At 70.3% G+C, this 26,643-nt stretch carries 23 protein-coding genes; 15 read left to right on the top strand and 8 right to left on the bottom strand.

The genetic code is table 11. The features are described 5' to 3' along the window. Positions 1–45: 45 nt before the first annotated feature. Positions 46–792 (bottom strand): polyphosphate--glucose phosphotransferase, encoded by a 747-nt coding sequence (gene ppgK / locus ACZ4Z3_RS10260; RefSeq protein ID WP_468500555.1) that lies wholly within the window; start codon positions 790–792, stop codon positions 46–48. Positions 793–933: 141 nt separating this feature from the next. After that, positions 934–1,953 (bottom strand): 4-hydroxy-3-methylbut-2-enyl diphosphate reductase, encoded by a 1,020-nt coding sequence (locus ACZ4Z3_RS10255; RefSeq protein ID WP_468500554.1) that lies wholly within the window; start codon positions 1,951–1,953, stop codon positions 934–936. Between the two features lie 284 nt (positions 1,954–2,237). Here ACZ4Z3_RS10255 and xseA point away from each other — a divergent pair, with 284 nt between their 5' ends. The 3 genes from xseA (at position 2,238) to ACZ4Z3_RS10240 (ending at position 4,601) form a co-directional block, all read left to right on the top strand. Further along, positions 2,238–3,464, top strand: a complete 1,227-nt coding sequence (gene xseA / locus ACZ4Z3_RS10250; RefSeq protein ID WP_468500553.1) for an exodeoxyribonuclease VII large subunit — start codon at positions 2,238–2,240, stop codon at positions 3,462–3,464. A gap of 10 nt (positions 3,465–3,474) precedes the next feature. Beyond that, positions 3,475–3,765, top strand: a complete 291-nt coding sequence (locus ACZ4Z3_RS10245; RefSeq protein WP_468500552.1) for an exodeoxyribonuclease VII small subunit — start codon at positions 3,475–3,477, stop codon at positions 3,763–3,765. Between the two features lie 245 nt (positions 3,766–4,010). Beyond that, the gene (locus ACZ4Z3_RS10240; RefSeq protein WP_468500551.1) at positions 4,011–4,601 is read left to right on the top strand and encodes a malonic semialdehyde reductase; all 591 of its coding nucleotides are present in this window, start codon (positions 4,011–4,013) and stop codon (positions 4,599–4,601) included. Positions 4,602–4,699: 98 nt separating this feature from the next. Here the strand turns inward: ACZ4Z3_RS10240 and ACZ4Z3_RS10235 are convergent, their stop codons facing one another. After that, the gene (locus ACZ4Z3_RS10235; RefSeq protein ID WP_468500550.1) at positions 4,700–5,218 is read right to left on the bottom strand and encodes a DUF4245 domain-containing protein; all 519 of its coding nucleotides are present in this window, start codon (positions 5,216–5,218) and stop codon (positions 4,700–4,702) included. 125 nt (positions 5,219–5,343) lie between these two features. On the opposite strand from ACZ4Z3_RS10235, the gene glpX reads away from it, so the two are divergent. Then, on the top strand, positions 5,344–6,378 hold the full coding sequence (gene glpX, locus ACZ4Z3_RS10230) for a class II fructose-bisphosphatase (protein WP_055516998.1): 1,035 nt from the start codon (positions 5,344–5,346) through the stop codon (positions 6,376–6,378). A gap of 169 nt (positions 6,379–6,547) precedes the next feature. Here the strand turns inward: glpX and ACZ4Z3_RS10225 are convergent, their stop codons facing one another. Both ACZ4Z3_RS10225 and ACZ4Z3_RS10220 read right to left on the bottom strand, forming a co-directional pair. Then, complete coding sequence (locus ACZ4Z3_RS10225) at positions 6,548–6,925, bottom strand: WhiB family transcriptional regulator (RefSeq protein ID WP_079049771.1); 378 nt, start codon at positions 6,923–6,925, stop codon at positions 6,548–6,550. A 174-nt stretch (positions 6,926–7,099) separates the two neighbouring features. After that, complete coding sequence (locus ACZ4Z3_RS10220) at positions 7,100–7,804, bottom strand: DUF1707 SHOCT-like domain-containing protein (RefSeq protein ID WP_468500549.1); 705 nt, start codon at positions 7,802–7,804, stop codon at positions 7,100–7,102. A 205-nt stretch (positions 7,805–8,009) separates the two neighbouring features. Here ACZ4Z3_RS10220 and ACZ4Z3_RS10215 point away from each other — a divergent pair, with 205 nt between their 5' ends. Next, positions 8,010–9,677 carry a fumarate hydratase gene (locus tag ACZ4Z3_RS10215; protein WP_468500548.1) on the top strand — a complete coding sequence of 556 codons (1,668 nt, stop codon included), beginning with the start codon at positions 8,010–8,012 and terminating at the stop codon, positions 9,675–9,677. Positions 9,678–9,757: 80 nt separating this feature from the next. Here ACZ4Z3_RS10215 and ACZ4Z3_RS10210 read toward each other — a convergent pair whose 3' ends face one another. Then, positions 9,758–10,492 carry a hypothetical protein gene (locus ACZ4Z3_RS10210; protein WP_468500547.1) on the bottom strand — a complete coding sequence of 245 codons (735 nt, stop codon included), beginning with the start codon at positions 10,490–10,492 and terminating at the stop codon, positions 9,758–9,760. 147 nt (positions 10,493–10,639) lie between these two features. Between ACZ4Z3_RS10210 and ACZ4Z3_RS10205 the strand changes: the two genes are divergently transcribed. The 3 genes from ACZ4Z3_RS10205 (at position 10,640) to ACZ4Z3_RS10195 (ending at position 15,311) form a co-directional block, all read left to right on the top strand. Further along, on the top strand, positions 10,640–12,025 hold the full coding sequence (locus ACZ4Z3_RS10205) for a class II fumarate hydratase (RefSeq protein WP_468500546.1): 1,386 nt from the start codon (positions 10,640–10,642) through the stop codon (positions 12,023–12,025). Between the two features lie 114 nt (positions 12,026–12,139). After that, positions 12,140–12,835: a cytidylyl-2-hydroxypropylphosphonate hydrolase gene (gene fomD / locus ACZ4Z3_RS10200; protein WP_468500545.1), complete on the top strand. Its 696-nt coding sequence runs from the start codon at positions 12,140–12,142 to the stop codon at positions 12,833–12,835. 346 nt (positions 12,836–13,181) lie between these two features. Beyond that, complete coding sequence (locus tag ACZ4Z3_RS10195; protein ID WP_390952114.1) at positions 13,182–15,311, top strand: ATP-binding SpoIIE family protein phosphatase; 2,130 nt, start codon at positions 13,182–13,184, stop codon at positions 15,309–15,311. Between the two features lie 174 nt (positions 15,312–15,485). Here the strand turns inward: ACZ4Z3_RS10195 and ACZ4Z3_RS10190 are convergent, their stop codons facing one another. Beyond that, the gene (locus ACZ4Z3_RS10190; RefSeq protein ID WP_468500544.1) at positions 15,486–17,855 is read right to left on the bottom strand and encodes a transglycosylase domain-containing protein; all 2,370 of its coding nucleotides are present in this window, start codon (positions 17,853–17,855) and stop codon (positions 15,486–15,488) included. A 333-nt stretch (positions 17,856–18,188) separates the two neighbouring features. On the opposite strand from ACZ4Z3_RS10190, the gene ACZ4Z3_RS10185 reads away from it, so the two are divergent. From ACZ4Z3_RS10185 to ACZ4Z3_RS10175, 3 genes are read left to right on the top strand one after another with little or no spacing between them, the layout of a single operon-like run. After that, positions 18,189–18,713 (top strand): PadR family transcriptional regulator, encoded by a 525-nt coding sequence (locus ACZ4Z3_RS10185; protein WP_055521151.1) that lies wholly within the window; start codon positions 18,189–18,191, stop codon positions 18,711–18,713. Then, complete coding sequence (locus ACZ4Z3_RS10180; RefSeq protein ID WP_468500543.1) at positions 18,710–19,402, top strand: ABC transporter ATP-binding protein; 693 nt, start codon at positions 18,710–18,712, stop codon at positions 19,400–19,402. Before ACZ4Z3_RS10185 ends, ACZ4Z3_RS10180 begins: the two co-directional genes overlap by 4 nt. Next, the gene (locus ACZ4Z3_RS10175) at positions 19,399–21,747 is read left to right on the top strand and encodes an ABC transporter permease (protein ID WP_468500542.1); all 2,349 of its coding nucleotides are present in this window, start codon (positions 19,399–19,401) and stop codon (positions 21,745–21,747) included. Before ACZ4Z3_RS10180 ends, ACZ4Z3_RS10175 begins: the two co-directional genes overlap by 4 nt. 32 nt (positions 21,748–21,779) lie before the next feature. On the opposite strand, the gene ACZ4Z3_RS10170 is transcribed toward ACZ4Z3_RS10175, so the two are convergent. Next, on the bottom strand, positions 21,780–22,715 hold the full coding sequence (locus ACZ4Z3_RS10170; RefSeq protein ID WP_468500541.1) for a LysR substrate-binding domain-containing protein: 936 nt from the start codon (positions 22,713–22,715) through the stop codon (positions 21,780–21,782). Positions 22,716–22,890: 175 nt separating this feature from the next. On the opposite strand from ACZ4Z3_RS10170, the gene ACZ4Z3_RS10165 reads away from it, so the two are divergent. The 4 genes from ACZ4Z3_RS10165 to ACZ4Z3_RS10150 all read left to right on the top strand — a co-directional run bounded on the left by ACZ4Z3_RS10165 (position 22,891) and on the right by ACZ4Z3_RS10150 (position 26,479). After that, positions 22,891–23,445 carry a peroxiredoxin gene (locus ACZ4Z3_RS10165; protein ID WP_055542837.1) on the top strand — a complete coding sequence of 185 codons (555 nt, stop codon included), beginning with the start codon at positions 22,891–22,893 and terminating at the stop codon, positions 23,443–23,445. Positions 23,446–23,452: 7 nt separating this feature from the next. Continuing rightward, on the top strand, positions 23,453–23,986 hold the full coding sequence (locus ACZ4Z3_RS10160) for an alkyl hydroperoxide reductase (RefSeq protein WP_468500540.1): 534 nt from the start codon (positions 23,453–23,455) through the stop codon (positions 23,984–23,986). A 150-nt stretch (positions 23,987–24,136) separates the two neighbouring features. Next, complete coding sequence (locus ACZ4Z3_RS10155) at positions 24,137–24,916, top strand: class I SAM-dependent methyltransferase (protein ID WP_468500539.1); 780 nt, start codon at positions 24,137–24,139, stop codon at positions 24,914–24,916. A gap of 789 nt (positions 24,917–25,705) precedes the next feature. After that, positions 25,706–26,479 carry an isoprenyl transferase gene (locus ACZ4Z3_RS10150; protein WP_099967277.1) on the top strand — a complete coding sequence of 258 codons (774 nt, stop codon included), beginning with the start codon at positions 25,706–25,708 and terminating at the stop codon, positions 26,477–26,479. Positions 26,480–26,643 lie beyond the last annotated feature (164 nt).

Below are 26,643 nucleotides of genomic sequence, written 5' to 3'. Positions count from 1 at the left end.
TCACCCCGCCCCTCCGGACGGACGGATCCGCGCGCCCTCCCGCGGTCAGCCTGCCTTCGCCGCCCGCATTGCCGCGCCCACGATGCCCGCGTTGTTCTGGAGCTGGGCCGGGACGATCTCGGCCTGGATGCCCTCGATCAGGTGCAGGAACTTGTGGGACTTGCGGCTGACGCCGCCGCCGATGATGAACAGCTCCGGGGAGAACAGCATCTCCACATGAGCGAGGTACTTGGTGACGCGCTTGGCCCAGTGCTCCCAGGTCAGCTCGTGGTCGTCCTTGGCCTTCGTGGAGGCGCGGGTCTCCGCGTCGTGGCCGCCCAGTTCCAGATGGCCCAGCTCCGTGTTGGGCACGAGGACGCCGTCGCAGAAGACGGCGCTGCCGATGCCCGTGCCGAAGGTCAGCATGATGACCGTGCCCCGACGGTCGCGCCCGGCGCCGAACTGCACCTCGGCGACGCCCGCCGCGTCCGCGTCGTTCACCACGGTGACCGGGAGGCCGCCGAGCCGGTCGCCGAGCAGGGTGCGGGCGTCGACGTCGATCCAGCCCTTGTCGACGTTGGCCGCCGTACGGATCGTGGCGCCGCCCGTGACCACGCCGGGGAAGGTGATGCCGACGGGGCCGGTCCAGCCGAAGTGGTCGACGACCTCCTTCACCCCGTCGGCCACCGCGTCCGGCGTCGCCGGGTGCGGGGTAAGCACCTTGTACCGCTCGTCCGCCAGGTCGCCCAGGTCCAGGTCCACGGGAGCGCCCTTGATCCCGGATCCACCGATGTCCACGCCGAAGATGTGCATGGCCCTACGTTACGTCGTACGACTGACAGTCACGGCCGGGGGCCGCCAGGCCGTCGCGGCCCGGCCCCGGAACCCTCACGTCGCCGTACGCGGACGGCCCCGGAACCTTCACGTTCCGGGGCCGTACGGGACAGCGGGGGCTCAGGCGCCCGCGGCGCCCTGTCCGGTGCGCTCGGCGACCAGGGCGGCCGCCTCCTCGCGCAGATCGCGGCGCAGCTCCTTCGGCAGCGAGAAGGTGATCGACTCCTCGGCGGCCTTGACCAGCTCGACGTCCTCGTAGCCCCGCTGGGAGAGCCACTCGAGGACCTCCTCGACGAGGACCTCCGGCACGGAGGCGCCCGAGGTCACGCCGACGGTCTCCACGCCCTCCAGCCAGGCCTCGTCGATCTCGCTCGCGAAGTCCACGAGGTACGCCTCGCGGGAGCCGGCGAGCTTGGCGACCTCGACGAGCCGCTTGGAGTTGGAGGAGTTGCGGGAGCCGACGACGATGACCAGCTCGGCCTCCGCGCCCATCTGCTTCACGGCGAGCTGACGGTTCTGCGTGGCGTAGCAGATGTCGTCGCTCGGCGGGGAGACGAGCAGCGGGAACTTCTCCTTGAGGGCGCCTACGGTCTCCATGGTCTCGTCGACGGAGAGCGTGGTCTGGGAGAGCCAGACGACCTTCGACGGGTCGCGGACCTCGACCTTCTCGACGTCACCGGGGCCGTCGACGAGCTGGATGTGGTCCGGGGCCTCGCCGGAGGTGCCGATGACCTCCTCGTGGCCCTCGTGCCCGATCAGGAGGATGTCGAAGTCCTCGCCCGCGTAGCGGATCGCTTCCTTGTGGACCTTGGTGACCAGGGGGCAGGTCGCGTCGATGGTGGCGAGCCTGCCGCGCTGCGCCTCCTCGTGGACGGTGGGGGCCACGCCGTGCGCCGAGAACATCACGATGTTGCCCTCGGGGACCTCTTCCGTCTGCTCGACGAAGATGGCGCCCTTCTTCTCCAGGGTCTGCACGACGTACTTGTTGTGGACGATCTCGTGGCGGACGTAGATCGGGGCCCCGTACTGCTCGAGGGCCTTCTCGACGGCGATCACGGCACGGTCGACACCCGCGCAGTAGCCGCGCGGAGCGGCGAGGAGGACACGGCGGCGGCCAGGCGAAGCGGTCATGCACCCCATCGTAGGGGGTTCCCCGCGGGGGGCTCCGCCGTGGGAGCGGGGATGAGCTCGGGGGTGCGCGTGGGTGCCGGTGCGGGTGGGTGGGGGTTGTTCGCGCAGTTCCCGCGCCCCTGAAAAGCGACCGGGGCTGCGCCCCGTGCTTTTCATGAAGGGCGGGCCGCAGGCCCGATCCCTTCAGGGGCGCGGGGAACTGCGGGAACAACCACACACCACCCGCACCCGCCAACGAACCCCGCACCCCCGAGCCATGAGGCGCTGTCGGCACCCCCCGATACGCTCCCCACATGGCTCTCAACACATCCGCCGACGCCCCCTTGCCCGTCGGTGAGGTCTCCCGGCTCATCGGCGGCTGGATCGACCGGCTGGGCACGGTGTGGGTCGAGGGGCAGATCACGCAGCTGTCGCGGCGCCCCGGCGCCGGCGTCGTCTTCCTCACGCTGCGGGACCCGTCGCACGACATCTCCGTCAGCGTCACCTGCTACCGACAGGTGTTCGACGCGATCGCGGACGTCGTCAGCGAGGGCGCCCGGGTCGTCGTGCACGCGAAGCCCGAGTGGTACGCGCCGCGCGGTCAGCTGTCCCTGCGGGCCACCGAGATAAAGCCGGTCGGCGTGGGCGAGCTGCTGGCCCGGCTGGAGCAGTTGAAGAAGTCTCTGGCGGCGGAGGGGCTGTTCGCGCCGGAGCGGAAGAAGGCGCTGCCGTTCCTTCCGCAGCTGATCGGGCTGGTGTGCGGCCGGGCCTCCGCGGCCGAGCGGGACGTGCTGGAGAACGCCCGGCACCGGTGGCCGGCCGTCCGCTTCGAGGTGCGCAACGTCGCCGTGCAGGGCGTGCACGCCGTGCCGCAGGTGGTGCAGGCGGTGAAGGAGCTGGACGCGATGGAGGGCGTGGACGTCATCGTCGTGGCGCGCGGCGGCGGCAGCGTGGAGGACCTGCTTCCGTTCTCGGACGAGCAGCTCGTCCGGGTGGTCGCGTCCTGTCGTACGCCGGTGGTGTCGGCGATCGGGCACGAGCCGGACACCCCGCTGCTGGACTACGTCGCGGACCTGAGGGCGTCCACGCCGACCGACGCGGCCAAGAAGGTCGTGCCGGACGTCGGCGAGGAGTACGAGCGGGTGCGGTGGCTGCGGGACCGGGCGCGGCGGTGCGTGGAGGCGCTCGTGGAGCGGGAGGAGCGGGGGCTCGCGAACGCCCTGGCGCGCCCGTCGATGGAGGATCCGCATCGCATGATCGACGAGCGCGCCGACCAGGTGACCTCCCTGCTCGACCGGGGTCGCCGCTGCCTCGGCCACCACCTGGACCGGGCCGTCTCGGAGCTGACGCACACGCACGCGCGCGTGGTGGCCCTCTCCCCCGCCGCGACCCTGAAGCGGGGGTACGCGGTGCTGCAGAAGGCGGACGGGCACGTGGTGCGCACGCCCGGGGAGGTCACGGCCGAGGAGCCGTTGCGGGCGCGGGTCGCGGAGGGTGAGTTCGCCGTCCGGGTCGACGGCACTGTCGGAGGGGACGCATAAGGTGGGCCGCATGACCAGCAACGTGAGCGAGGCCGAGGAGACGACCGTGACGGGCGGGGCGGCCGAAGCGTCCGAGGCCGACCGGGCCCTCGGCTACGAGCAGGCGCGTGACGAGCTGATCGAGGTCGTCCGGCGGCTGGAGGCGGGCGGTACGACGCTGGAGGAGTCCCTCGCGCTGTGGGAGCGCGGCGAGGAGCTGGCCAAGGTGTGCCGCCGCTGGCTGGACGGCGCCCGGGCCCGGCTGGACGCGGCCCTGGCGGAGGACGAAGGGACGGACGCCTCCGGCGACGGCCGGGGCTGACCGCGCCCGTCCCGGCACCGCCGCCCGCCGTCCACGCCTGGGGGTGCGACACCGGCTCCCCTCTCAGGGTGCGACACCGGCTCCCTCTTCCGGGTAGGGCACCGGCACCCCCGGCACCCCTTTTCGGGTACGGCGAATCCCTGGTTCCTGTGAAGCGGATCACCCCAGCCCGCTTTTGGTTGAACCTTGAACTTCCATTGCGTACCTTCGATGCCGTCAGCGCACGTCTTTACGAAGGTTGTTCCATGTCTCTCGTTCTCGACCCCGCCGCCCAGGACCTGCTGTTCCGCGAGGCGCACACGGCGAACGCGTTCACCGACGAGCCGGTCACCGAGGAGCAGGTGCAGGCGATCTACGACCTGGTCAAGTACGGCCCCACCGCCTTCAACCAGACCCCGCTGCGTATCGTCCTGGTCCGCTCCGCCGAGGCCCGCGAGCGCCTGGTGACGCACATGGCCGAGGGCAACCAGGCCAAGACCGCCACCGCCCCGCTGGTCGCGATCCTCGCCGCGGACAACGAGTTCCACGAGGAGCTGCCGACCCTGTTCCCGGCGTTCCCGCAGGCCAAGGACCTCTTCTTCGCCGAGCGTCCGGCCCGTGAGGCCGCCGCCGGGCTGAACGCCGCCCTCCAGGCCGCGTACTTCATCATCGGCGTCCGCGCCGCGGGCCTCGCCGCCGGCCCGATGACCGGCTTCGACGCCGCCGGTGTCCAGAAGGAGTTCCTGGACGACGACCACACCCCGCTGATGGTCGTCAACATCGGCAAGCCGGGCGAGGGCGCCTCCTACCCGCGCTCGCCGCGCCTCGCCTACGACGACGTCATCACGACCGTCTGATCCTCGGGCACCACGCGGAAGGGGCCCCCGGCACGACTGCCGGGGGCCCCTTCCGCGTCCCTGTCCATGGGCGCGTCATTCGCGGTCTCCGTGGCACGTCACTCCGTGCTCAGGGCCTTCGCCATCTTCGTCAGCTCATCGAACGACGCGCTGCCCGCGACCACGGTGGTCGCCTCCTCGCCCCGCAGGACGAGGGCGTCGTAGCGGTCGCCCTCGTAGCGGGTCCAGGTCTCGCCGCCGATCTCCTGCGTGGTGCCGGTCTTCTTCGCGTCCTGGGTGGCGTCCGGGATGAACCGGGACGGCTTCCCGGCGGACTGCTCGACGGCCACGTACTGGCCGTCGGGGGCGTGGAACCCGAGGTGCCAGTGGTCGGAGTCGGCGCCGCTGAAGCGGACGGAGGTCGCCTTCCACGTGTCGGGCAGGCCGACGGGCGCGGCCACCGGGTAGGAGGCGGCGCGGCGCGCCGTGAGCAGCTCGACGCGGTAGTCGACGCGCTTGGGCTCCTGCTCGGTCTCGTCGTGCGGGATGAAGAGATAGATGACCCAGGCCGCGAGCATGATGAGCCCCAGGGAGAGGACCATGTCGCGAACGGTCTGCTTGCCTTTCGTACCTGCCACGCCCTCATCGTCGCAGGTGCACCGGTCTGCTCATCCGTGGGGTCCCCTGCTCAATTTGTCAGCCTGACGATAGAGTCGAGCCGAACCCTCATCCGGCCGTCGTCGTATCAGAAAGGTGCGCTCCGATGACCGAGAATCATCATTTGCCGTCCGAGCTCGAAGTCCCCTCCGAGGCTCCCGACCGCAACCTCGCCCTGGAGCTCGTCCGGGTGACCGAGGCGGCCGCGATGGCTGCGGGCCGCTGGGTCGGCCGCGGCGACAAGAACGGCGCCGACGGCGCCGCCGTACGCGCCATGCGGACCCTCGTCTCCACCGTCTCGATGAACGGCGTCGTCGTCATCGGGGAAGGCGAGAAGGACGAGGCCCCCATGCTCTTCAACGGGGAGCGCGTCGGTGACGGGACCGGCCCGGAGTGCGACATCGCCGTGGACCCGATCGACGGCACCACGCTGACGGCCAAGGGCATGACCAACGCGATCGCCGTGCTCGCGGCGGCCGACCGGGGCACGATGTTCGACCCGTCGGCCGTCTTCTACATGGACAAGCTCGTGACCGGCCCCGAGGCCGCCGACTTCGTCGACATCGACGCGCCGATCTCGGTGAACATCCGCCGGGTGGCCAAGGCGAAGCGGTCCACGCCCGAGGACGTCACCGTCGTCATCCTCGACCGGCCGCGGCACGAGGGCATCATCAACGAGATCCGGGAGACCGGGGCACGCATCAAGCTCATCTCGGACGGTGATGTCGCGGGCTCGATCCTGGCGCTGCGGGAGGGCACCGGGGTCGACATGCTGCTCGGCATCGGCGGTACGCCCGAGGGCATCATCTCGGCCTGCGCGGTGAAGTGCCTAGGCGGCACGATCCAGGGCAAGTTGTGGCCGAAGGACGACGAGGAGCGGCAGCGCGCGATCGACGCCGGGCACGACCTCGACCGGGTACTGACCACGGACGACCTGGTCTCCGGGGAGAACGTGTTCTTCGTCGCCACGGGGATCACCGACGGCGAGCTGCTGCGAGGCGTGCGGTACCGGTCGGAGACCGCGACGACCGACTCGATCGTGATGCGGTCGAAGTCGGGGACGGTGCGGCGGATCGACTCGGTGCACCGGCTGAGCAAGCTGCGTGCCTACAGCTCGATCGACTTCGAGAAGGCGAAGTAGCTCCGCCGGTCGAGCGGTGGGGGTCAGGGGACTGCGGTGCGCTGTCGGCCGCGAGATGCGTCGTGGCTTGTCGCGCGGTTCCCCGCGCCCCCCAAGGCCTTCGGGCCCACCGGCGTCACGAAGGCGTCCTCTTGTGCGGAAGAGGGCGCCTTTCGCGCGTGTGGTGCGGCTAGCCGGCCGCCGCTATCGTCCCCGCCGCCCGCGCCGCCTTCTTCAACTCCAGGTCGCGGCGGCGCCGTCGGGCGAGCACCACCCGGCGCTCCGCCGCGGTCAGGCCGCCCCAGACGCCGTACGGCTCCGGTTGCAGGAGTGCGTGTTCCCGGCACTCGACCATGACGGGACAGCGGGCGCAGACGCGCTTGGCGGCCTCCTCGCGGGAGAGCCGGGCCGCGGTGGGCTCCTTGGAGGGGGCGAAGAACAGGCCGGCCTCGTCACGCCGGCACACGGCCTCCGTATGCCACGGGGCTTCCTGATCCCTGTCTCGCACTGGCACCCGCTGGGGCGGAACGGCAGCGACCTGCAGGGACGAATGCGGCGGTTGCAGCACGGTCTACTCCTGACGACGGCTTCGCGAGCGAGAGACGATGCAGCAAGGCCTACCCGCTGTGCGCGGGCCTATGCACTGAGTCCCCAACCACCGGAATTCCGGGCTCTCACCAAGTGGTCACAAGTGGACCGAACCCCTTCGGGAACGGTCCGAAAGTGATCCACTTCACAGACGTCAACGGTCCAGATGTTTGCGCAAACTGCCGTCGACCTTACGGGCGACATGATCGGTGACCCGGCCGAGGAGGTCGGCGATCATCTTGCCGCGCCGGGGCTTCGCCTCGACACTGCCGAGCACGGCGAAGCCGTCCACAAAGACCACCGGCGCGTCCGGTTCACCGGAATCGAGGTTGTCCACCTCGAAGGAGCCGAGGACACCACCACCGCTGCCGCGCAGGGAGACGTTCTCCGGGACGCGGATCTCCACGCTGCCGAAGAGGGAGACAGCCCTGATCATCACCTGGCGGTGCTCGAAGAGGGCCTCACTGAGGTCTATCTCGACACTGCCGAACACGGCGTACGCGTGGATGCGGCGGCCCGCGCGCCAGCGGCCCTTGCGGACCGAGGAGCTGAAGACCGCGAGCAGACGCTCGTCCGCGTCGATCGGGATGGCGCCGGGGGTCGGGCGGTGCGGCACGGAGGACGGCGGCGCGTACGCCGACGACTTGTGCGCGGCCGGCAGGTCCCGGATGAACACGTCCAGCTCGCCGACCGTCTTGGCGGCCAGCACGCCCTCGACCCGCTCGGCGTGCTCCTCGGCGGTGAGGCGTCCCTCGGCGAGGGCGTCCCGAAGGATGTCGGTGATGCGGTCACGGTCGGCGTCCGAGGCGCGCAACTCGGCGGCGGCGGCGCGCGCCCCGGTCTGCTTCTGAAGGTCCACGGAAGCAGCGTACCCACACACGATAGATCGCGATAGACCCCGCAGGTGTGGAACTGAGCCTTACCTCACAAGCCCGCCGCAGACCGCAGGTTCTACGCTGGTGGACGCCGCCGACGGAGGCCGGCCGCCGGTGTGAGTCACAGGCTTCGGCGCCCCGGAGGCGAGCCGCGCCTGAATCAGCCTGTCTAGTGAGGAATGGGCACCGATGCCTGAGTTCGAGTACACCGATCTGCTCCCCATGGGAGAGGACACCACTCCGTACCGGCTGGTGACCTCCGAGGGTGTCTCCACCTTCGAGGCCGACGGACGCACCTTCCTCAAGGTGGAGCCGGAGGCGCTGCGCAAGCTGGCGGCCGAGGCCATCCACGACATCCAGCACTACCTGCGCCCCGCCCACCTGGCGCAGCTGCGCCGGATCATCGACGACCCCGAGGCGTCGAGCAACGACAAGTTCGTCGCCCTGGACCTGCTGAAGAACGCGAACATCGCGGCGGCGGGCGTCCTGCCGATGTGCCAGGACACCGGCACGGCGATCGTCATGGGCAAGCGCGGCCAGAACGTCCTCACCGGGGGCGGTGACGAGAAGGCGCTGTCCCAGGGCATCTACGACGCGTACACCAAGCTGAACCTGCGCTACTCGCAGATGGCTCCGCTCACCATGTGGGAGGAGAAGAACACCGGCTCCAACCTCCCGGCGCAGATCGAGCTGTACGCGACGGACGGCGGCGCGTACAAGTTCCTGTTCATGGCGAAGGGCGGCGGCTCCGCCAACAAGTCGTTCCTGTACCAGGAGACGAAGGCCGTCCTGAACGAGGCCTCCATGATGAAGTTCCTGGAGGAGAAGATCCGTTCGCTGGGTACGGCCGCCTGCCCGCCGTACCACCTCGCGATCGTCGTGGGCGGCACGTCCGCGGAGTACGCCCTCAAGACCGCCAAGTACGCCTCAGCGCACTACCTGGACGAGATCCCCGCCGAGGGTTCGCCGCTCGGGCACGGCTTCCGCGACAAGGAGCTGGAGGAGAAGGTCTTCGAGCTGACGCAGAAGATCGGCATCGGCGCGCAGTTCGGCGGCAAGTACTTCTGCCACGACGTGCGTGTGGTGCGGCTCCCCCGGCACGGCGCGTCCTGCCCGGTCGCGATCGCCGTGTCCTGCTCCGCCGACCGCCAGGCCGTCGCGAAGATCACCGCCGAGGGTGTCTTCCTGGAGCAGCTGGAGACGGACCCGGCGCGGTTCCTGCCGGACACCACCGACGAGCACCTCGACGAGGCCGGCGACGTCGTGCGGATCGACCTCAACCAGCCGATGGACGACATCCTCGCGGAGCTGACCAAGTACCCGGTCAAGACCCGGCTGTCGCTCTCCGGTCCGCTGGTCGTGGCCCGCGACATCGCGCACGCCAAGATCAAGGAGCGGCTGGACGCGGGCGAGGAGATGCCGCAGTACCTGAAGGACCACCCGGTGTACTACGCGGGCCCGGCGAAGACCCCCGAGGGGTACGCCTCCGGCTCCTTCGGTCCTACGACGGCCGGCCGCATGGACTCCTACGTCGAGCAGTTCCAGGCGGCGGGCGGCTCCAAGGTGATGCTGGCGAAGGGCAACCGCTCCCAGCAGGTCACGGACGCGTGCGGCACGCACGGCGGTTTCTACCTGGGTTCCATCGGCGGCCCGGCGGCCCGCCTCGCCCAGGACTGCATCAAGAAGGTCGAGGTCGTCGAGTACGAGGAGCTCGGCATGGAGGCCGTCTGGAAGATCGAGGTCGAGGACTTCCCGGCGTTCATCGTCGTCGACGACAAGGGCAACGACTTCTTCAAGGACCCGGCGCCCGCACCGACGTTCACCACCATCCCGGTCCGCGGCCCGGGCCTGGCCTAACCGACGGCCCCGCGCCCCCGGAAGGCGAAGCTTCCGGGGGCGCGGGGGATCCGTACGAGCCGCGGTCGTCCGGCGGGCCGTCAGGCCAGCTTGGCGATCTGCGCGTCGGCGATCTCGGCCGGGAAGTCGAAGTCCTTGCCCGTGGCGAGGGATCCGATGTTCAGCGCGGTGAAGTAGGCCACGGTGGTGCCCTTGCGGACCACGACGACCTTCATCGGGACCTTGGCGTCCTCGGCCTCGGACACGATGTCGAGGGCCACCGCCTCGTCGGCGCCGCCCGGAGCGTCGGTCTTGGCGACCTTGGTGACCTGCTGGTCCGTGCCGTCGGCGGTGACCTTGAAGCCCTTGGCGCAGGCGTCCACGGACTTGTTCAGGGAGGCCAGCGCGGCCTCGGCGCCGCCGCCCTCGTAGGAGGACAGACGGATCAGGGTCCGGGTGACGTCGAGGCTCTTGGGGTCCGCGGGGTTCGGCACGCTCGCCGTCTCACGCTGCACGGTGGCGCCGGGCCGGTCGACGACCGAGCCGATCGTCGCGTACGCCAGCGGGGCGCACGCCTTGTCCTCGGTGGTGATGTCCTTCTGCTCGACGGTGACGGTGGGGGCGGTGACCTTGTGCCCCTTGACGTCGCCGTCCTTCAGCACGACCTTCTCCAGGTCCGCGGCGGACAGGGCGGGCGCCTTCTTCTCGGCGGAGCCGGAGCCACCCTTGCCCGTCTCCTTCCCGTCCTCCCCGGAGTCCGAGCAGCCGGCCAGCAGGGTCAGCGACAGGACGGCGACACCGGTCGCGCAGGACCGGCGTATGACAGCGCTTCTCAATGCACGTTCTTTCTTCGAAGTTCGTTCGACCGTTGGGTCAACGGGGCGACGCTACTGCACACCGCCGACAAGGGCCCGTCGAATTCCGCCCTCACTCGTCCGAGGGAAACCGGGAACATCGGGACGGGCCCGGACGCTGTACCGGTCATGAGTGACTACCGCGTCGAACACGACTCCATGGGCGAGGTCCGGGTCCCCGCGGACGCCAAGTGGCGGGCGCAGACCCAGCGGGCGGTGGAGAACTTCCCGGTCTCGGGGCAGCGCCTGGAGCGCGCCCACATCGAGGCCCTGGCGAGGATCAAGGGCGCCGCGGCGAAGGTCAACGCCGAGCTGGGGGTCCTCGACCAGGACATCGCCGAGGCAGTCCAGGAAGCGGCGGCGGAGGTCGCGGAGGGCCGCTGGGACGAGCACTTCCCGGTGGACGTGTTCCAGACCGGCTCCGGCACCTCGTCGAACATGAACACCAACGAGGTCATCGCCACCCTGGCGACGGAGCGGCTCGGCCGGCCCGTCCACCCCAACGACCACGTCAACGCCTCGCAGTCGTCCAACGACGTGTTCCCCTCCTCCCTCCACATCGCCGCCACCGCCGCCGTCACCCACGATCTGATCCCGGCGCTCGACCACCTCGCGGCGGCGCTCTCCCGCAAGGCGGAGGAGTTCGCGGACGTCGTGAAGTCCGGCCGTACGCACCTGATGGACGCCACCCCGGTCACACTCGGCCAGGAGTTCGGCGGATACGCGGCCCAGGTGCGGTACGGCGTGGAGCGGCTGCGGGCGTCGCTGCCCCGGCTCGCCGAACTGCCCCTGGGCGGTACGGCGGTGGGCACCGGCATCAACACCCCGCCCGGGTTCTCCGCCGCCGTGATCGCCGAGGTCGCGCACGCCACCGGGCTGCCGCTGACCGAGGCGCGGGACCACTTCGAGGCGCAGGGCGCGCGGGACGGCGTCGTCGAGACGTCCGGGCAGCTCCGTACGATCGCCGTGTCCCTCACCAAGATCGCCAACGATCTGCGGTGGATGGCGTCCGGGCCGCGCACGGGGCTCGCTGAGATCTCCCTGCCGGACCTCCAGCCGGGCTCCTCGATCATGCCGGGCAAGGTCAACCCGGTGGTCCCGGAGGCCGTTCTCATGGTCGCCGCCCAGGTCACGGGCAACGACACGACGGTCGCCGTCGCCGGCGCCTCCGGCAACTTCGAACTGAACGTCATGCTGCCGGTCATCGCGAAGAACGTCCTGGAGTCGATCCGGCTCCTGGCGAACGTCTCCCGGCTGCTGGCCGACCGGACGGTGGACGGGATCGTCGCCCACCGCGAGCGGGCCCGGGAGTACGCCGAGTCGTCGCCGTCGGTGGTCACCCCGCTGAACAAGTACATCGGCTACGAGGAGGCGGCGAAGGTCGCCAAGAGGTCGCTGGCCGAGCGGAAGACCATTCGCGAGGTCGTCCTGGAGAGTGGTTACGTCGACCGCGGCGATCTGACGGTGGAACAGCTCGACGAGGCGCTGGATGTCCTCAGGATGACGCGGCCGTGACCGGGCGGCGCACGGCGGCCGTCCCGGATGACACACGGGTAACCGATTCCCGCCCAGGCGTGAACCATCACCGGCACCGCAGCGTCATATGCGCATGACACCTAATATCTGTCCATGGCGGATGGTGGAGCGGTGAGACGAGCGGAAGCGGGCGGCCCGACGACGGCGTTCTGGGAGCCAGGACGTCACATCCTGTGGCGTTACCGGGAGAACGCGGGCGAGCGCTTCCACATCGTGCGCCCCGTCACCGTGGTCCGTGACGACGAGGAACTGCTGGCCGTGTGGATGGCACCCGGCACCGAGTGCGTGAAACCCGTCCTCGCGGACGGGACCCCGCTGCACGCGGAGCCCCTCGCCACCCGCTACAAGAAGCCGCGCGAGGTCCAGCGCGACCGCTGGTTCGGCACGGGCGTGCTGAAGCTCGCCCGGCCGGGCGAGCCGTGGTCGGTCTGGCTGTTCTGGGAGCCGGGTTGGCTTTTCAAGAACTGGTACGTCAACCTGGAGACGCCGCTGTCCCGTTGGGACGGTGGTGTGGACTCCGTGGATCACTTCCTGGACATCTGCGTGTATCCGGACCGGTCCTGGGACTGGCGCGACGAGGACGAGTTCGCGCAGGCCCAGCAGGACGGGCTGATGGACGGTCATGCGGCGGAAGGGGTGCGGGAGGCGGGGCGTTCGGCGGTGGAGACGATCCGCGCCTGGGGCCCGCCGTTCTCGGACGGATGGCAGCACTGGCGCCCGAATCCCGCATGGGGAGTACCGTCTCTCCCTGACGACTGGGACCGTACGCCTGCGCACTTGTCCTCATGAGACCCTTGATGCGCCCCCGGTCCACAACCGTAGGATCGTCCTCCGCGAGGATCCACAGGGGTAAGTCCCGCAGTTCGCGCAGTGCTTGACCATACGTCACCGAGGGGCGGCAGGACGTGATCAAGGGGTACGAGGGCCACACCGGCAGAAACCGGAGAAGGCCAGACGGACGGTCAGTACTGTCGTTCGGCGGGCCCGCCGGTACCGTGTGCGGCACAGGAAGTGCCTCTGACCACGCGGGAAATCCGTTCCGGGGGCACGTAATCCGGGTATCGGCCTTTCTGCGGGACGAAGTATCGGGTTTGCTGCGGGACGAACTGCGCGTAGCTCGCGCAGTCCCGGACGGATGGATTCGACACGCGTGACGGAGCACCCCACCTCCCACGAGCGCCCTCAGAGCGGCGCCGGCCCCGCGGATGCCCGCGGGGCGGTTCTGCGTACCCAGGAGCCGCTGCGCGCGGCGCCCGCCGGGGCCTTACCCGCACAGGCGCGCATGAGTGACGCGCAGGCCCGTACGGGCGACGCGGCCGCCGAGCCGGGCACGGCGACCCCGTGCCCGAAGAACGGCGAAGCCCCCTCGGAGCACGCCCAGCCGGCGCTCTCCGAGCACTCCCAGCCCGCGGCGACCGAGCCCGACCCGCACCGCCCGCGCCCGGCACCGGAGACCATTCCGGCGCAGCCCGGCGGCGAGGCGGAGCGGTCCGCCGGCACGGTCGGCGGCCTGGAGCGGCGCAGCGGGCAGGGTGTCCCGCCGGGCGCCCCCATGCCGATGCGACGCGACGGCGACCGGCTGCGGTTCGTCGGCGCGGCCACCCGGCGGATCGCCCGCGGCATCGACCTGGACGAGATCGTCATGGGTCTGTGTCGGGCGACCGTGCCGACGTTCTCCGACGCGATCCTCGTCTATCTGCGCGAGCCGCTGCCCGTCGGTGACGAACGGCCCACCGGGCCCATGCTGCTGCGGCTGCGCCGCACCGACCGGATCCCCGAGGAGCGGGACACCGAGGGCGGCTTCATGCCCGCGCTCCAGCCCGAGCCCGTCGATCTGGCGGTCGTCACCGCCGAGCAGTGCGAGGTGCGGCCCGGCGGGGCGCTCGCCGAGGTGCTGCGCGGGGTGCGGCCGGTCTTCGCGGACGCTCCCGCCGCGCACGACGCGCTGCCGGAACTGCTCGGCCCGGACGCGCAACTGACGGTGCCGACGGGGCAGCGGGCGATCCTCGCGCCGCTGCGCGGGCGGCGCCGGGTGATCGGCGCGGCCGTGTTCCTGCGCCGCCCCGAGCGGATGGCGTTCGAGCAGGACGACCTGCTGGTCGCCGCGCAGCTCGCCACCCACAGCGCGCTCGGCATCGACAAGGCCGTGCTGTACGGGCGTGAGGCGTACATCGCCGACGAGTTGCAGCGCACGATGCTTCCGGAGGCGCTGCCGAAGTGCACCGGCGTCCGGCTCGCGCACCGGTATCTGCCGGCCGCGGAGACGGCCCGGGTCGGCGGCGACTGGTACGACGCGATTCCTCTGCCGGGGAGCCGGGTCGCGCTGGTCGTGGGCGATGTCATGGGCCACTCGATGACATCCGCCGCGATCATGGGCCAGCTGCGGACGACCGCGCAGACGCTGGCGGGTCTCGACCTTCCTCCGCAGGAGGTGCTGCACCACCTCGACGAGCAGGCGCAGCGGCTGGGCACGGACCGGATGGCGACCTGTCTGTACGCGGTCTACGACCCGGTCTCGCACCGCATCACCATCGCCAACGCCGGGCATCCGCCGCCCGTCCTGCTGCATCTGGGCGGGCGAGCCGAGGTGCTGCGGGTGCCGCCGGGCGCGCCGATCGGTGTGGGCGGGGTGGACTTCGAGGCGGTGGAGCTGGACGCGCCGGCCGGGGGCACGCTGCTGCTGTACACCGACGGGCTGGTGGAGTCCCGGCTCCGGGACGTGTGGACGGGGATAGAGCAGCTCCGCGAGAAGCTCGCCGCGACCGCGCAGTTGACCGGGCCGGACCATCCGCCGCCGCTGGAGGCGTTGTGCGACGAGGTGCTCGACATGCTCGGTCCTGGTGACCGGGACGACGACATCGCGCTGCTCGCCGCACGGTTCGATGGGATCGCTCCCAGTGACGTCGCCTACTGGTTCCTGGAACCGGAGGAGATGGCTCCGGGGCGGGCCCGTCGTCTCGCTCGTCATGCCCTGTCCCGCTGGGGGCTGGAGGAGCTGACCGACTCGGTCGAGTTGCTGATCAGTGAGGTCGTGACGAACGCGGTGCGGTACGCGACGCGGCCGGTGACGCTGCGGTTGCTGCGGACGGATGTGCTGCGGTGCGAGGTGACCGACGACGTGCCCCAGCTGCCGCGGCTGCGGCAGGCCCGGGCGACCGACGAGGGCGGGCGCGGGCTCTACCTCGTCAACCGGTTGGCGAAGCGGTGGGGAGCGACGCGGTTGAGTGCGGGGAAGGTGGTCTGGTTCGAGCTGAACCAGGCGTGAGCGCTCCGCTGGGTTCGGCCGGCATAGCTCGGGGCGGCTCGGGGCCGGCCGTTGTCTTCGGACTGCGGGTTGTGTGTGGTTGATCGCGCTACCCGCGCCCCTGAACTACGGAGGGGGCGCCCCGTTTTCACCGGGCGCCCCCTCTTTTGTGTGGCCTTGTGCGGCCTTGTGCGGCTAGCCGCCTGTCTGTGGGTCCTTCGGGTCCGGTGGCAGGTCGATGTCGCCGTCGCTGGGGGTCTCCTCCGGCGACGTCTCCGGGGATTCCGACGGGGACGTCTCGGGCGTCTCCTCCGGCGTCGTCTCCGGGGACTCGGACGGGGTGGTCTCCGGGGACTCGGACGGGGTGGTCTCCGGGGACTCCGACGGGGTCGGGGTCGGGCTCGGGGACTCGGTGGGTGCGACCGCGGCGCCCTGGGTGGTCTTCAGGTCGAACTTGGTCTTCTGGCCCATCACGCCGAAGGTGTACGTGGCCCAGATCTGGGCGGGGAAGCCACCGCCGTTGACGCGTTCGACGCCGGCCGCCCCGTACATCGGGACGTGCTTGCCGTTCTTGCTCATGTCCTCGCCGAAGAGGCCGACCGAGGTCACCAGCTTCGGGGTGTAGCCGGTGAACCAGGCGGAGCGGTTCTCGTCGGAGGTACCCGTCTTGCCGGCGACCTGCTGGCCGCCCCGGGCGGGGTTGTCCCGGACGGAGATCTTGGCCGTACCGTCGTCGACCACGCCCGTGAGGACCGAGGTGACCGTGTCGGCCGCCTCGCGGGTGATGACCTGCTCGCCGATCGGGTCGGTCATCTGGACCGCGCCGTCCCGGTGCGTGGCCGAGGCGAGGATGGTCGGGGTGACCTTCTTGCCGTGGTTGTCGAGGGTGGCGTAGATGCCGGCCATCTCCAGCGGGCTCGCGCCCATGGAGCCGAGGGTCTGCGCGGGCACCGCCTCCATGCCCTCGGTGTCCATGCCGAGCTTCCCGGCCACCTCCATGACCTTCTCCATCCCGACGTCGACGCCCATCTGGGCGAAGACGGAGTTGATGGACTTGTTCATGGCGGTCTGCACGGTGACGTCGCCGTAGTTGACGTCGTCCTCGTTGGGCGGGGCGAAGCCGACCTTGGTGCCGTTGTCGAGGACCTGGTGCCTGCTGTCACCGTCGTAGATGGTGTTCGCGGCGATCGGGTCGCCGTCCTGGGTCTCGGCCTGCCCGTCCACGGCGGCGGCGAGGATCACCGGCTTGAAGGTGGAGGCGGGCTGGTAGTCCCGGCGCGTGGCGTTGTTCTGGTAGTGCTTCACGTAGTCGATGCCGCCGTACATCGCGAGGACCTTGCCGGACTTCGGGTCGACCGAGACGGCACCGGCCTGGATGTGTGCGTCGACCTTGCGCTTCTTGGGGTCGAGCTTGCTGGTGAGCCGCTGCTTGACGGCCTTCTCCAGCGCGGCCTGCTTCTTCGGGTCGATGTTGAGCTTGATGGTCCAGCCGCCCTTGTCGATGAGCGCCGTGGCCTGCTCACGGTTGTCCACCCTGTTGCTGGCGACGAGCTGGCGGGCCAGCTCGCTGTTGGCGGCCTCCACCAGGTAGCCGGTCTGACCTGCCATGTCAGGCGTGGCCTGCGGCGGCTTCGGCTTCGGGAACTTCATCGCCTTGCGCTCGGAAGCGTCCAGCCACTTCATCTCGACCATGTTGTCGAGGACGTAGTTCCAGCGCGCCATGACCAGCTTCCTGCCGGTCGGGGTGGCGACGGCCAGGTCGTACTGGCTGGGGGCCTGGAGGAGGGCCGCGAGGTACGCGCCCTCGGCGACGGTGAGGTCCTTGGCGTCCTTGCGGTAGTACGCCTGGGCCGCGGCCTGGATGCCGGAGGCACCGCGGCCGTAGTAGCTGGTGTTGATGTAGCCCGCGAGGATGTAGTCCTTGGTCTTCTCGCGCTCCAGCTTCAGGGAGATGACCAGCTCATTGAGCTTGCGGGTCACCGTCTGGTCGGGCTTCAGGTAGAAGTTCTTGACGTACTGCTGAGTGATCGTCGAGCCGCCCTGCTTGCCCTTGCCCGAGAGGGTGTTGATCACACCGCGGGTCATGCCCTTGAGATCGACGCCCGGGTCGTCGTAGAAGGTCTTGTTCTCGGCGGCGACGAAGGTCTGCTGGACTCCCTTTGGCACCTTGTCGAGGTCGACGATCTCGCGAGCGGTCGTGCCCTTGCCCGTGCGCGCGAGGAGGTCGCCGTTCTTGAACTCGTAGACGTTGCTTTCCTTCGTCGCGTCCGGGTTGCCCTCGGGGATGTCGATCATCAGGTACAGCACGACGAACGCGCCCATGACGAGCAGGCAGAGACCGAAGAACGTGCCGAGGATCTTCTTCCAGGTGAAGAAGCGGCGTATACCGGTCTTCTTCTTTTTCCCGCCCTTGGCGCCCTTGGCCGCGGCCCGGGCCGCGGCCCTGCCGCCGCCCGCGGGCGCCTCTATGACGGCGGTCGTCCCTGCGTCGCCGCCGGACGAGCGCTTGGGCGCCGCGCGGCGACCGCCGCGTTGCCGCGCTCGTCTTTCTTCCGCTCGTCCCATGACTCCGGTCCGCTCCGCCTCTGCTCGGTCTCGTACGTCACTCAGGTCAATGCCAGCTCAGCAAGCTAACACCGAGGACTGTGGCAAAGAGGAGTCGATAGGGCCTCGTCCGGCGTGACAATGCGCACGCGACACGGACGGTCACATACCTCGTCCCACCGGAACGGACGTTCCAGCAGGCGCAATGGTTGCCCCAGCAGGCCCACAGGTTGCGGGCCGCAGCGGTGACAGAACCGTGACATTCCCGTGTGACCTGCGGCGGATCCACCGTCCGGCACGACCTATACACGGCAGGTATACGTGGTGTGTATACGCGATGTGTACAGTCGTGTCATGTCCATCGGTCACACACTCCTGGGACTCCTGGAGTCCGGGCCCCGACACGGTTACGACCTGAAGCGGGCCTTCGACGAGAAGTTCGGTCATGACCGGCCCCTGCACTACGGCCAGGTCTACTCGACGATGTCGCGGCTGCTGAAGAACGGCCTGGTCGAGGTCGACGGCATCGAGCCCGGCGGCGGTCCCGAGCGCAAGCGGTACGCGATCACCGAGGCGGGCATCACCGATGTCCAGCGGTGGCTCGCCACGCCGGAGAAGCCGGAGCCGTACCTGCAGTCGACCCTCTACACGAAGGTCGTGCTCGCCCTGCTCACCCACCGGGACGCGGCGGACATCCTCGACACCCAGCGCTCCGAGCACCTGCGCATGATGCGCATCCTCACCGACCGCAAACGCAAGGGCGACCTCGCCGATCAACTGATCTGCGACCACGCCCTGTTCCATCTGGAGGCCGACCTGCGATGGCTGGAGCTGACCGCCGCCCGACTGGGCAAGCTGGCCGAGGTGGTGACCCGATGACCCCGCCGCCCGCCGGCTCCCTGCTCGTCGCGACCGATCTGCGCAAGGCGTACGGTCCGACCACCGCGCTGGACGGCGCCGGGTTCACCATCCACCCCGGCGAGGTCGTCGCGGTGATGGGGCCCTCCGGCTCCGGCAAGTCGACCCTGCTGCACTGTCTCGCCGGGATCGTGCCGCCCGACTCCGGGTCGATCACCTACAACGGCCGCGAGATGGCCACCATGAACGACGCCCAGCGCAGCGCGCTCCGCCGCAGCGAGTTCGGGTTCGTCTTCCAGTTCGGCCAGTTGGTGCCCGAGCTGACCTGTGTGGAGAACGTGGCGCTGCCGCTGCGGCTGAACGGCACCTCCCGCAAGGAGGCCGAGCGGACGGCGCTGTCCTGGATGGCCCGCCTGGAGGTCGACGACCTCGCCCGCAAGCGCCCCGGCGAGGTCTCCGGCGGCCAGGGTCAGCGGGTCGCCGTGGCCCGGGCCCTGGTCACCGGCCCGCGGGTGCTGTTCGCGGACGAACCCACCGGCGCGCTGGACTCGCTCAACGGCGAACGGGTGATGGAGTTGCTCACGGAGGCCGCCCGGTCCACCAACGCGGCGGTCGTCCTGGTCACGCACGAGGCGCGGGTGGCCGCGTACTCCGACCGCGAGATCGTCGTACGGGACGGCAAGTCGCGGGACATGGAGCGCGTCATATGAGCGCTGTCGTCGGCCAGTGGTACCGGGACCTCGCGATGGGTGTGCGGTTCACCTTCACCGGGGGCCGTGAGGGCTGGGTGCGCGCCGTGCTCACCGCGTTCGGCGTGGGTCTCGGCGTGGCGCTGCTCCTGCTCACCGCGGCCGTGCCGAACGTGCTGTCCGCGCGGGACGCCCGCGAGGAGGCCCGGCAGGACCGGGGGATCGGCTACCTCGAGAACAACGCCGAGTCCAAGCCGACCGACAGCACTCTGCTCATCGCCGACACGGACACCGAGTACCGGTACCAGGAGATCCGCGGCCGGCTCCTCGAACCCGAGGGCGCCGACGCGCCGCTGCCGCCGGGGGTCGCGAAGTTCCCCGCTCCGGGCGAGATGGTCGTCTCCCCCGCCCTGTCCGAGCTGCTGGCGTCCGACGCCGGGAAACTGCTGCGCGAGCGGTTGGCGTACAAGACGGTGGGGACCGTCGGCCAGGCCGGGCTCATCGGCTCGGGCGACCTCACCTACTACGCCGGCGGCGAGGGGCTCGCCAAGCGGCTCGACGGGTCGGTGGTGGCCCGCATCGACCGGTTCGGTTCGTCGGATCAGCCCGAGCGGGAGGTCGACCCGATCCTGCTGCTGCTCACCGTGGTCGTCTTCGTGGTGCTGCTGATGCCGGTCGGCGTCTTCATCGCCACGGCCGTACGGTTCGGCGGCGAGCGGCGCGACCGCAGGCTCGCGGCGCTCCGGCTGGTCGGCTCCGACAGCCGGATGACCCGTCGGATCGCGGCGGGCGAGGCCCTCGCCGGGTCCGTGCTGGGGCTGCTCTTCGGGACCGGGTTCTTCCTGCTCGGCAGGGAGGTCGCCGGTTCGGTCGAGGTGTTCGGCGTCAGCGTGTTCCCCAGCGACCTCAACCCCTCCCCCGGTCTGGCGCTGCTGGTCGCGCTCGCCGTGCCGGCCGCCGCCGTCCTCGTCACGCTGTTCGCGCTCCGCGGCGTCGTCATCGAACCCCTGGGTGTGGTCCGCACGGCCAGACCGGTCCGCCGGAGGCTCTGGTGGCGGCTGCTGCCGCCGCTCGGCGGTCTCGCCCTGCTCTACCCGATGCTCGGCCAGGGCTCGGAGAACGGCGAGTTCAACGAGTACCAGGTGACCGGCGGTGTCGTCCTGCTGCTGTTCGGTATCACGGCGCTGCTGCCCTGGGTCGTCGAGGCGTTCGTCGCCCGGCTCGGCTCCGGCTCGGTCTCCTGGCAGCTCGCCGTCCGCCGGCTCCAGTTGAGCAGCGGCTCGGCTGCCCGGATGGTCAACGGGATCGCGGTGGCGGTGGCCGGCGCGATCGCCCTGCAGATGCTGTTCGCCGGGGTCGAGGGCCGGTTCACGGCGTCGACCGGAAAGGACACCACACGCGCCCAGCTGGAGCTGTCCCTCCCGAAGGACGGTTCGTTGATCGCCATCGGGGAGAAACTGAGGGGGGCCAAGGGCGCGGCGGCAACCGCGGCACTGTCCACGACGGAGGTGTCCGCCACGGCCAAGGACCCCGAGCAGTGGCTGGGGGTGACCGTCGGCGACTGCGCCGCGCTGCGCGAGCTCGCGAGGATCCCCTCGTGCCGCGACGGCGACGTCTTCGTGGCGCCCCACCCGGCCGACCCGGCCTCGACGAACCTCGCCACCGCGGGCCGCACCGTGTACTTCGACCCGTCCTTCAGCGGGGACGAACCGGGCTCCGAGGTCGCCTGGAAGCTGCCGTCCGGGATGAAGAAGGTGACCGTGCGCACCGACTCCCTGCGGATCGGGGCGTCAGGGCTGATGGTGACCCCGGCCGCCCTGCCCGCGAAGACCGAGGCGGACTTCACCAGCACCGTGTACGTGCGGACGGACCCGGCTGTCCCGGACGCGCTCGACGAGGTGCGCAACGCGGCCGTGGCGATCGATCCGCTCATCCGGACCTGGGAGTGGGAGTCGACCACGCAGGCGGACCAGTTCACCGACATCCGCACCGGACTGCTGGTCGGCGCGACCGCCGTACTCGTCCTGATCGGCGCGAGCCTCCTCGTCTCCCAGCTGGAGCAGCTCCGGGAACGCAGGAAGCTGCTGTCCGCGCTGGTCGCCTTCGGCACGCGCCGGCGCACCCTCGGGCTGTCCGTGCTGTGGCAGACGGCGATCCCGATCACCCTCGGCCTGGCCCTCGCCCTGACGGTCGGCCTGACCCTGGGCGCCGTCCTGCTGAAGATGACGAACGTCTCCGTGGGTGTCGACTGGGCGAGCGTGCTGTCGATGACCGCTATCGGCGCGGGTGTCGTCGTCCTGGTCACGGCCCTGAGCATGCCGCCGCTGCTGAGGATGATGCGGCCGGAGGGGCTCCGCACGGAGTAGCCGGAGCGGCCAGGCCCGTTCGCGGGACGCGGCTACAGCACCCGGACCGGCAACGGCCGCAGCGCTTCCCTGAGCGCTGCGGCCAGTTCCTCGTACTCGGCCTCCCGCGCCGCCCCCGTCCGCATGGCGAGGGCGACACGGCGGCTCGGGGCCGGGTGCGCGAAGCGTCCCGTCAGCAGCTGGGGGTTCCGGCCGGTCTCCACCGTCACGGCCGTGCGGGGCAGCAGGGTCACCCCGAGTCCGCCGGCGACGAGTTGGACGAGGGTGGAGAGACCGGCTGCGGTCGTGGTGACGGGGACGTCGTCGCGGCCGGCCTCCCGGCAGATGTCCAGGGCCTGGTCGCGCAGGCAGTGGCCCTCGTCCAGCAGGAGCAGGTTGAGCGCGCGGAGCGCCTCGCGGGGGATGCCGTCCTGGCCGCCCAGTTCATGGCCGAGCGGGGTGACGAGGACGAAGTCCTCGTCGAACAGGGGCAGTTCCGTGACTCCGGGGACACCGAGCGGCACGGCGAGGAGCAGCAGGTCGAGACGGCCGGTGGTGAGGCCGTCGAGCAGGTTCGCGGTCTGCTCCTCGTGGACCTGGAGGTCGAGGTCCGGGTAGCGCTCGTGGACGAGGTTGAGGACCGTCGGCAGCAGATACGGCGCCACCGTGGGGATCACGCCCAGGCGCAGCGCCCCGGTGAAGGGCGCCCGCACCGCCTCGGCCTCCTCCATCAGCGCCGCCACCTCCGCCAGCACCGCCCGCGCCCGTACGGCCAGTCGCTCACCGGCGGGCGAGAGCAGCACCTTGCGGGTGGTCCGCTCGACCAGGGTCACGCCCAACGTCTCCTCCAGCGCGGAGACGGCACCGGACAGGGCGGGCTGGCTCATCCCTATCGCGGTCGCGGCGTCCCGGAAGTGCAGATGCTCGGCGACGGCCGCGAAGGCCCGCAACTGGGAGAGGCTGGGCAGGCGACGGACGGCACCGTTCACGGGAGGCCTCACCTATGACCCCACCTTTCACTGAAAGTCACTGATAACTACATCCGATCAACCCGACCGAGTGTAGCTATTTCATTGATCAATGCACCCTGTGCCACCATCGTGATCGTCCAACCCGTCGGAAACCCCTGGTCCAAGGGGTGTTTTCGCGTTGCAAGGAGAGCCTGTGCTCACTGTCGGTGACAAGTTCCCCGAGTTCGATCTGATGGCCTGCGTCTCGCTGGAGAAGGGCAAGGAGTTCGAGCGGATCAACCACAAGACCTACGAGGGTCAGTGGAAGATCGTGTTCGCGTGGCCCAAGGACTTCACCTTCGTGTGTCCCACCGAGATCGCCGCGTTCGGCAAGCTGAACGACGAGTTCGCCGACCGTGACGCCCAGGTCCTCGGCTTCTCCGGCGACTCCGAGTTCGTCCACCACGCCTGGCGCAAGGACCACGACGACCTGCGCGACCTGCCGTTCCCGATGATGGCCGACTCCCGGCACGAGCTGATGCGGGACCTCGGCATCGAGGACGAGGAGGGCTTCGCCAAGCGCGCGGTGTTCATCGTGGACCAGAACAACGAGATCCAGTTCGCCATGGTGACCGCGGGGTCGGTGGGCCGTAACCCCAAGGAGGTCCTGCGGGTCCTGGACGCCCTGCAGACCGACGAGCTCTGCCCGTGCAACTGGAGCAAGGGCGACGAGACACTGGACCCCGTCAAGCTGCTGGCCGGGGAGTGAGGCTGCCATGTCCCTCGACGCTCTGAAGTCCGCGATACCGGACTACGCCAAGGACCTCCGCCTCAACCTTGGGTCCGTCATCGGCAACTCCGAGCTGCCCGCGCAGCAGCTGTGGGGCACGGTGCTCGCCACGGCGATCGCCTCCCGGTCGGCCGTGGTGCTGCGGGAGCTCGCGCCGGAGGCCAGGGCGAACCTGTCGCCCGAGGCCTACACGGCGGCGAAGTCCGCGGCGGCGGTGATGGCGATGAACAACGTCTTCTACCGGACGCGGCATCTGCTCTCGGACCACGAGTACGGCAATCTGCGGGCCGGGCTGCGGATGAACGTGCTCGGCAACCCCGGGGTCGACAAGGTCGACTTCGAGCTGTGGTCGTTCGCGGTGTCCGCGATCAACGGGTGTGGGCTGTGCCTCGACTCGCACGAGCAGGTCCTGCGGAAGGCCGGGGTCGACCGGGAGACCGTGCAGGAGGCGTTCAAGATCGCGTCGGTGATCCAGGCGGTGGGGGTCACGCTGGAGGCGGAGTCGATTCTCTGCGATTAGGCCGCCGGCCGCCCCGTGGGTGGGGGGTGGGGGTGCGTCGGCGGCCGCGGGTATGTCGTGGCTGGCCGCGCAGGCCAGCCGACGCACCGGGGCGCGGGCCTGCTGAAAAGCGCTCGCGTCCCGAGCAGCCCCTCGGCAGAATCCCTGCCCATGACTGGTCTCCCCTCCTCCACGTTCGAAGCGCTCGTCGCCGAAGGCGATGCCGTGCCCACCGAGGGGTGGGACTTCTCGTGGTTCGAGGGGCGGGCCACCGAGGCCCGGCCCTCGTGGGGGTACGCGCGGGGGATGGCGGAGCGGCTGGGGCGGGCGTCGGCCGCGCTGGACATCCAGACCGGGGGCGGTGAGGTGCTGGACTCCGCCCCGCGGCTGCCCCGGCTGACCGTCGCCACGGAAGGGTGGCCGCCGAACGTCGCCAAGGCCACCGCCCTGCTGCATCCGCGCGGGGCGGTGGTCGTCGCCAGCCCGGAGGACGCGCCGTTGCCCTTCGCGGACGGGGCCTTCGACCTGGTCACCAGCCGGCACCCGGTTCAGGCGCACTGGGCGGAGATCGCCCGCGTGCTCAGGCCCGGCGGCACCTACTTCGCCCAGCACGTGGGGCCCGCCAGCGTCTTCGAGCTCGTCGAGCACTTCACCGGCCCCCTGCCGGACGAGGTCCGCGCCGGCCGGGACCCGGAACGCGAGCGCGTCGACGCCGAGGCGGCGGGGCTGGAGATCGTGGATCTGCGGGCCGAGCGGCTCCGGATGGAGTTCTACGACATCGCCGCCGTCGTGCACTTCCTGAAGAAGGTCATCTGGATGGTGCCCGGCTTCACCGTCGACGCGTATCTGCCCCAGCTGCGCTCCCTCCACGAGCGGATCCGGGCCGAGGGGTGTTTCGTCGCCCACAGCGCCCGCCACCTCTTCGAGGCGCGCAAGCCCACGCCCGCCTAGCCGGTCCTGCGCCCGCGACACCACGCCCATGGCCTTCCCTTTCGCCAACTCCGGCCAGGGCCGACGGCACTTCGGGGCGCCTGCGCGTGAGCCGTCCGGGTGAGGGGGCGTCCGTCGCTCCCCGGCGGCGACACCTCGCCCTCTCCCCGTCCCCGCCCTGGTGTCCACATCGTTATCGCCCGCGACTTGGCGTGGACGGCTACTCTCGCGTAGGTTCAGACCAAGGTAATTCGCGTGAGCAAAGCTGCGCGGGACGGCACCGCGCAGTGGAGGGGGCTGCGCGGTGCCGTGAACCACCGGCCGCGCCGACCGGGACGACAGCCGTCCGTCAAGCGGGCGTTCCAGGGTCGCTTCACCCACACGAGCGCGCTCCACCTTCTCTCCCCGAGAGTCGCACAAGCATGCGCGAACCTCATGAATCCATCAGGATTCCTTCTCTTCCCCTTGGAATCGGTCGCGATCCAGCCATGATCGCCCCTCGATCACACCCTGAATGACCGCTTCCGCGCTCACCCTCGCGCTGTCGCCCGACTCCGCAGAGTAGTTGTGGCACGCCGATGCACGCAGCATCACTCACGAAGGGTTATGGTGGAAACCCCCCCTCGGGCCGGTCCGTCTCCCCCCCACGGACCGGCCCGTTTTTCTGCCCGTCCGCGGACACCTCTCCACGGCCCGGGCGACGGGCCCCCGAGGGCCTCCAACCCCGAACACCCCTTGGCGGAGTTGGCCTCCACCACCGGTAGGCTCTGGCAACCAAGGGGACTGCCGCGACACCGGAGGGGCTTTCACGTGAACCTGCGCGACACACTGCGCGGCCTGCTGGTCAAGGTCTACGCACGCAGGGTCGAGGGGCACCTCGACCACGCCCAGGTGCCCAAGCACATCGGCGTCATCATGGACGGCAACCGGCGCTGGGCGAAGGCCGCGGGTTCCACCACCGCGCAGGGACACCGGGCCGGGGCCGACAAGATCGAGGAGTTCCTCGGCTGGTGCACCGAGACGGACGTGAAGGTCGTCACCCTCTGGCTGTTCTCCACCGACAACTTCGGCCGCCCCCAGGAGGAGCTGGTCCCGCTCTTCGGCATCATCGAGGACGTCGTGCGCTCCCTCGCCGCCGACGGCCGCTGGCGGGTGCACCACGTGGGCACCCTCGACCAGCTCCCCGGGCAGCTCCAGACCGCCCTCAAGGAGTCCGAGGAGGCCACCGCGCACGTCGACGGGATACTGGTCAACGTCGCCATCGGGTACGGCGGCCGCCAGGAGATCGCCGACGCCGTACGGTCCATGCTCCTCGACGCCCAGGACAAGGGCACCTCGATGGAGGAGCTCGCCGAGAGCGTCGACGTCGACATGATCGGCCGCCATCTGTACACCGGGGACCAGCCCGACCCGGATCTGGTGATCCGTACGAGTGGCGAGCAGCGGTTGTCCGGATTCATGCTCTGGCAGACCGCGCACTCCGAGTACTACTTCTGCGACGTCTTCTGGCCGGCCTTCCGGAAGGTCGACTTCCTGCGCGCGCTGCGCGACTACGCCGTACGACACCGGCGCTACGGGGGCTGAACCTCCGCATTTCCCCCGCGTTACCGATGAGGTGTCCACCACCCCTTTCGCGGCAGACGTAACGAGGAGTTCACCGGGGCGCCCCCGTATGGCGTGGCATGGCGGCGCATGTTCGAGGGCATAAGCCAGTCAGGTCGACACCCGAACCACGGGTGTCGGATCTC

The sequence above is a fragment of the Streptomyces sp. NPDC030296 genome, from assembly GCF_055572815.1.
This window is presented reverse-complemented; position numbering and strand designations above follow the sequence as displayed.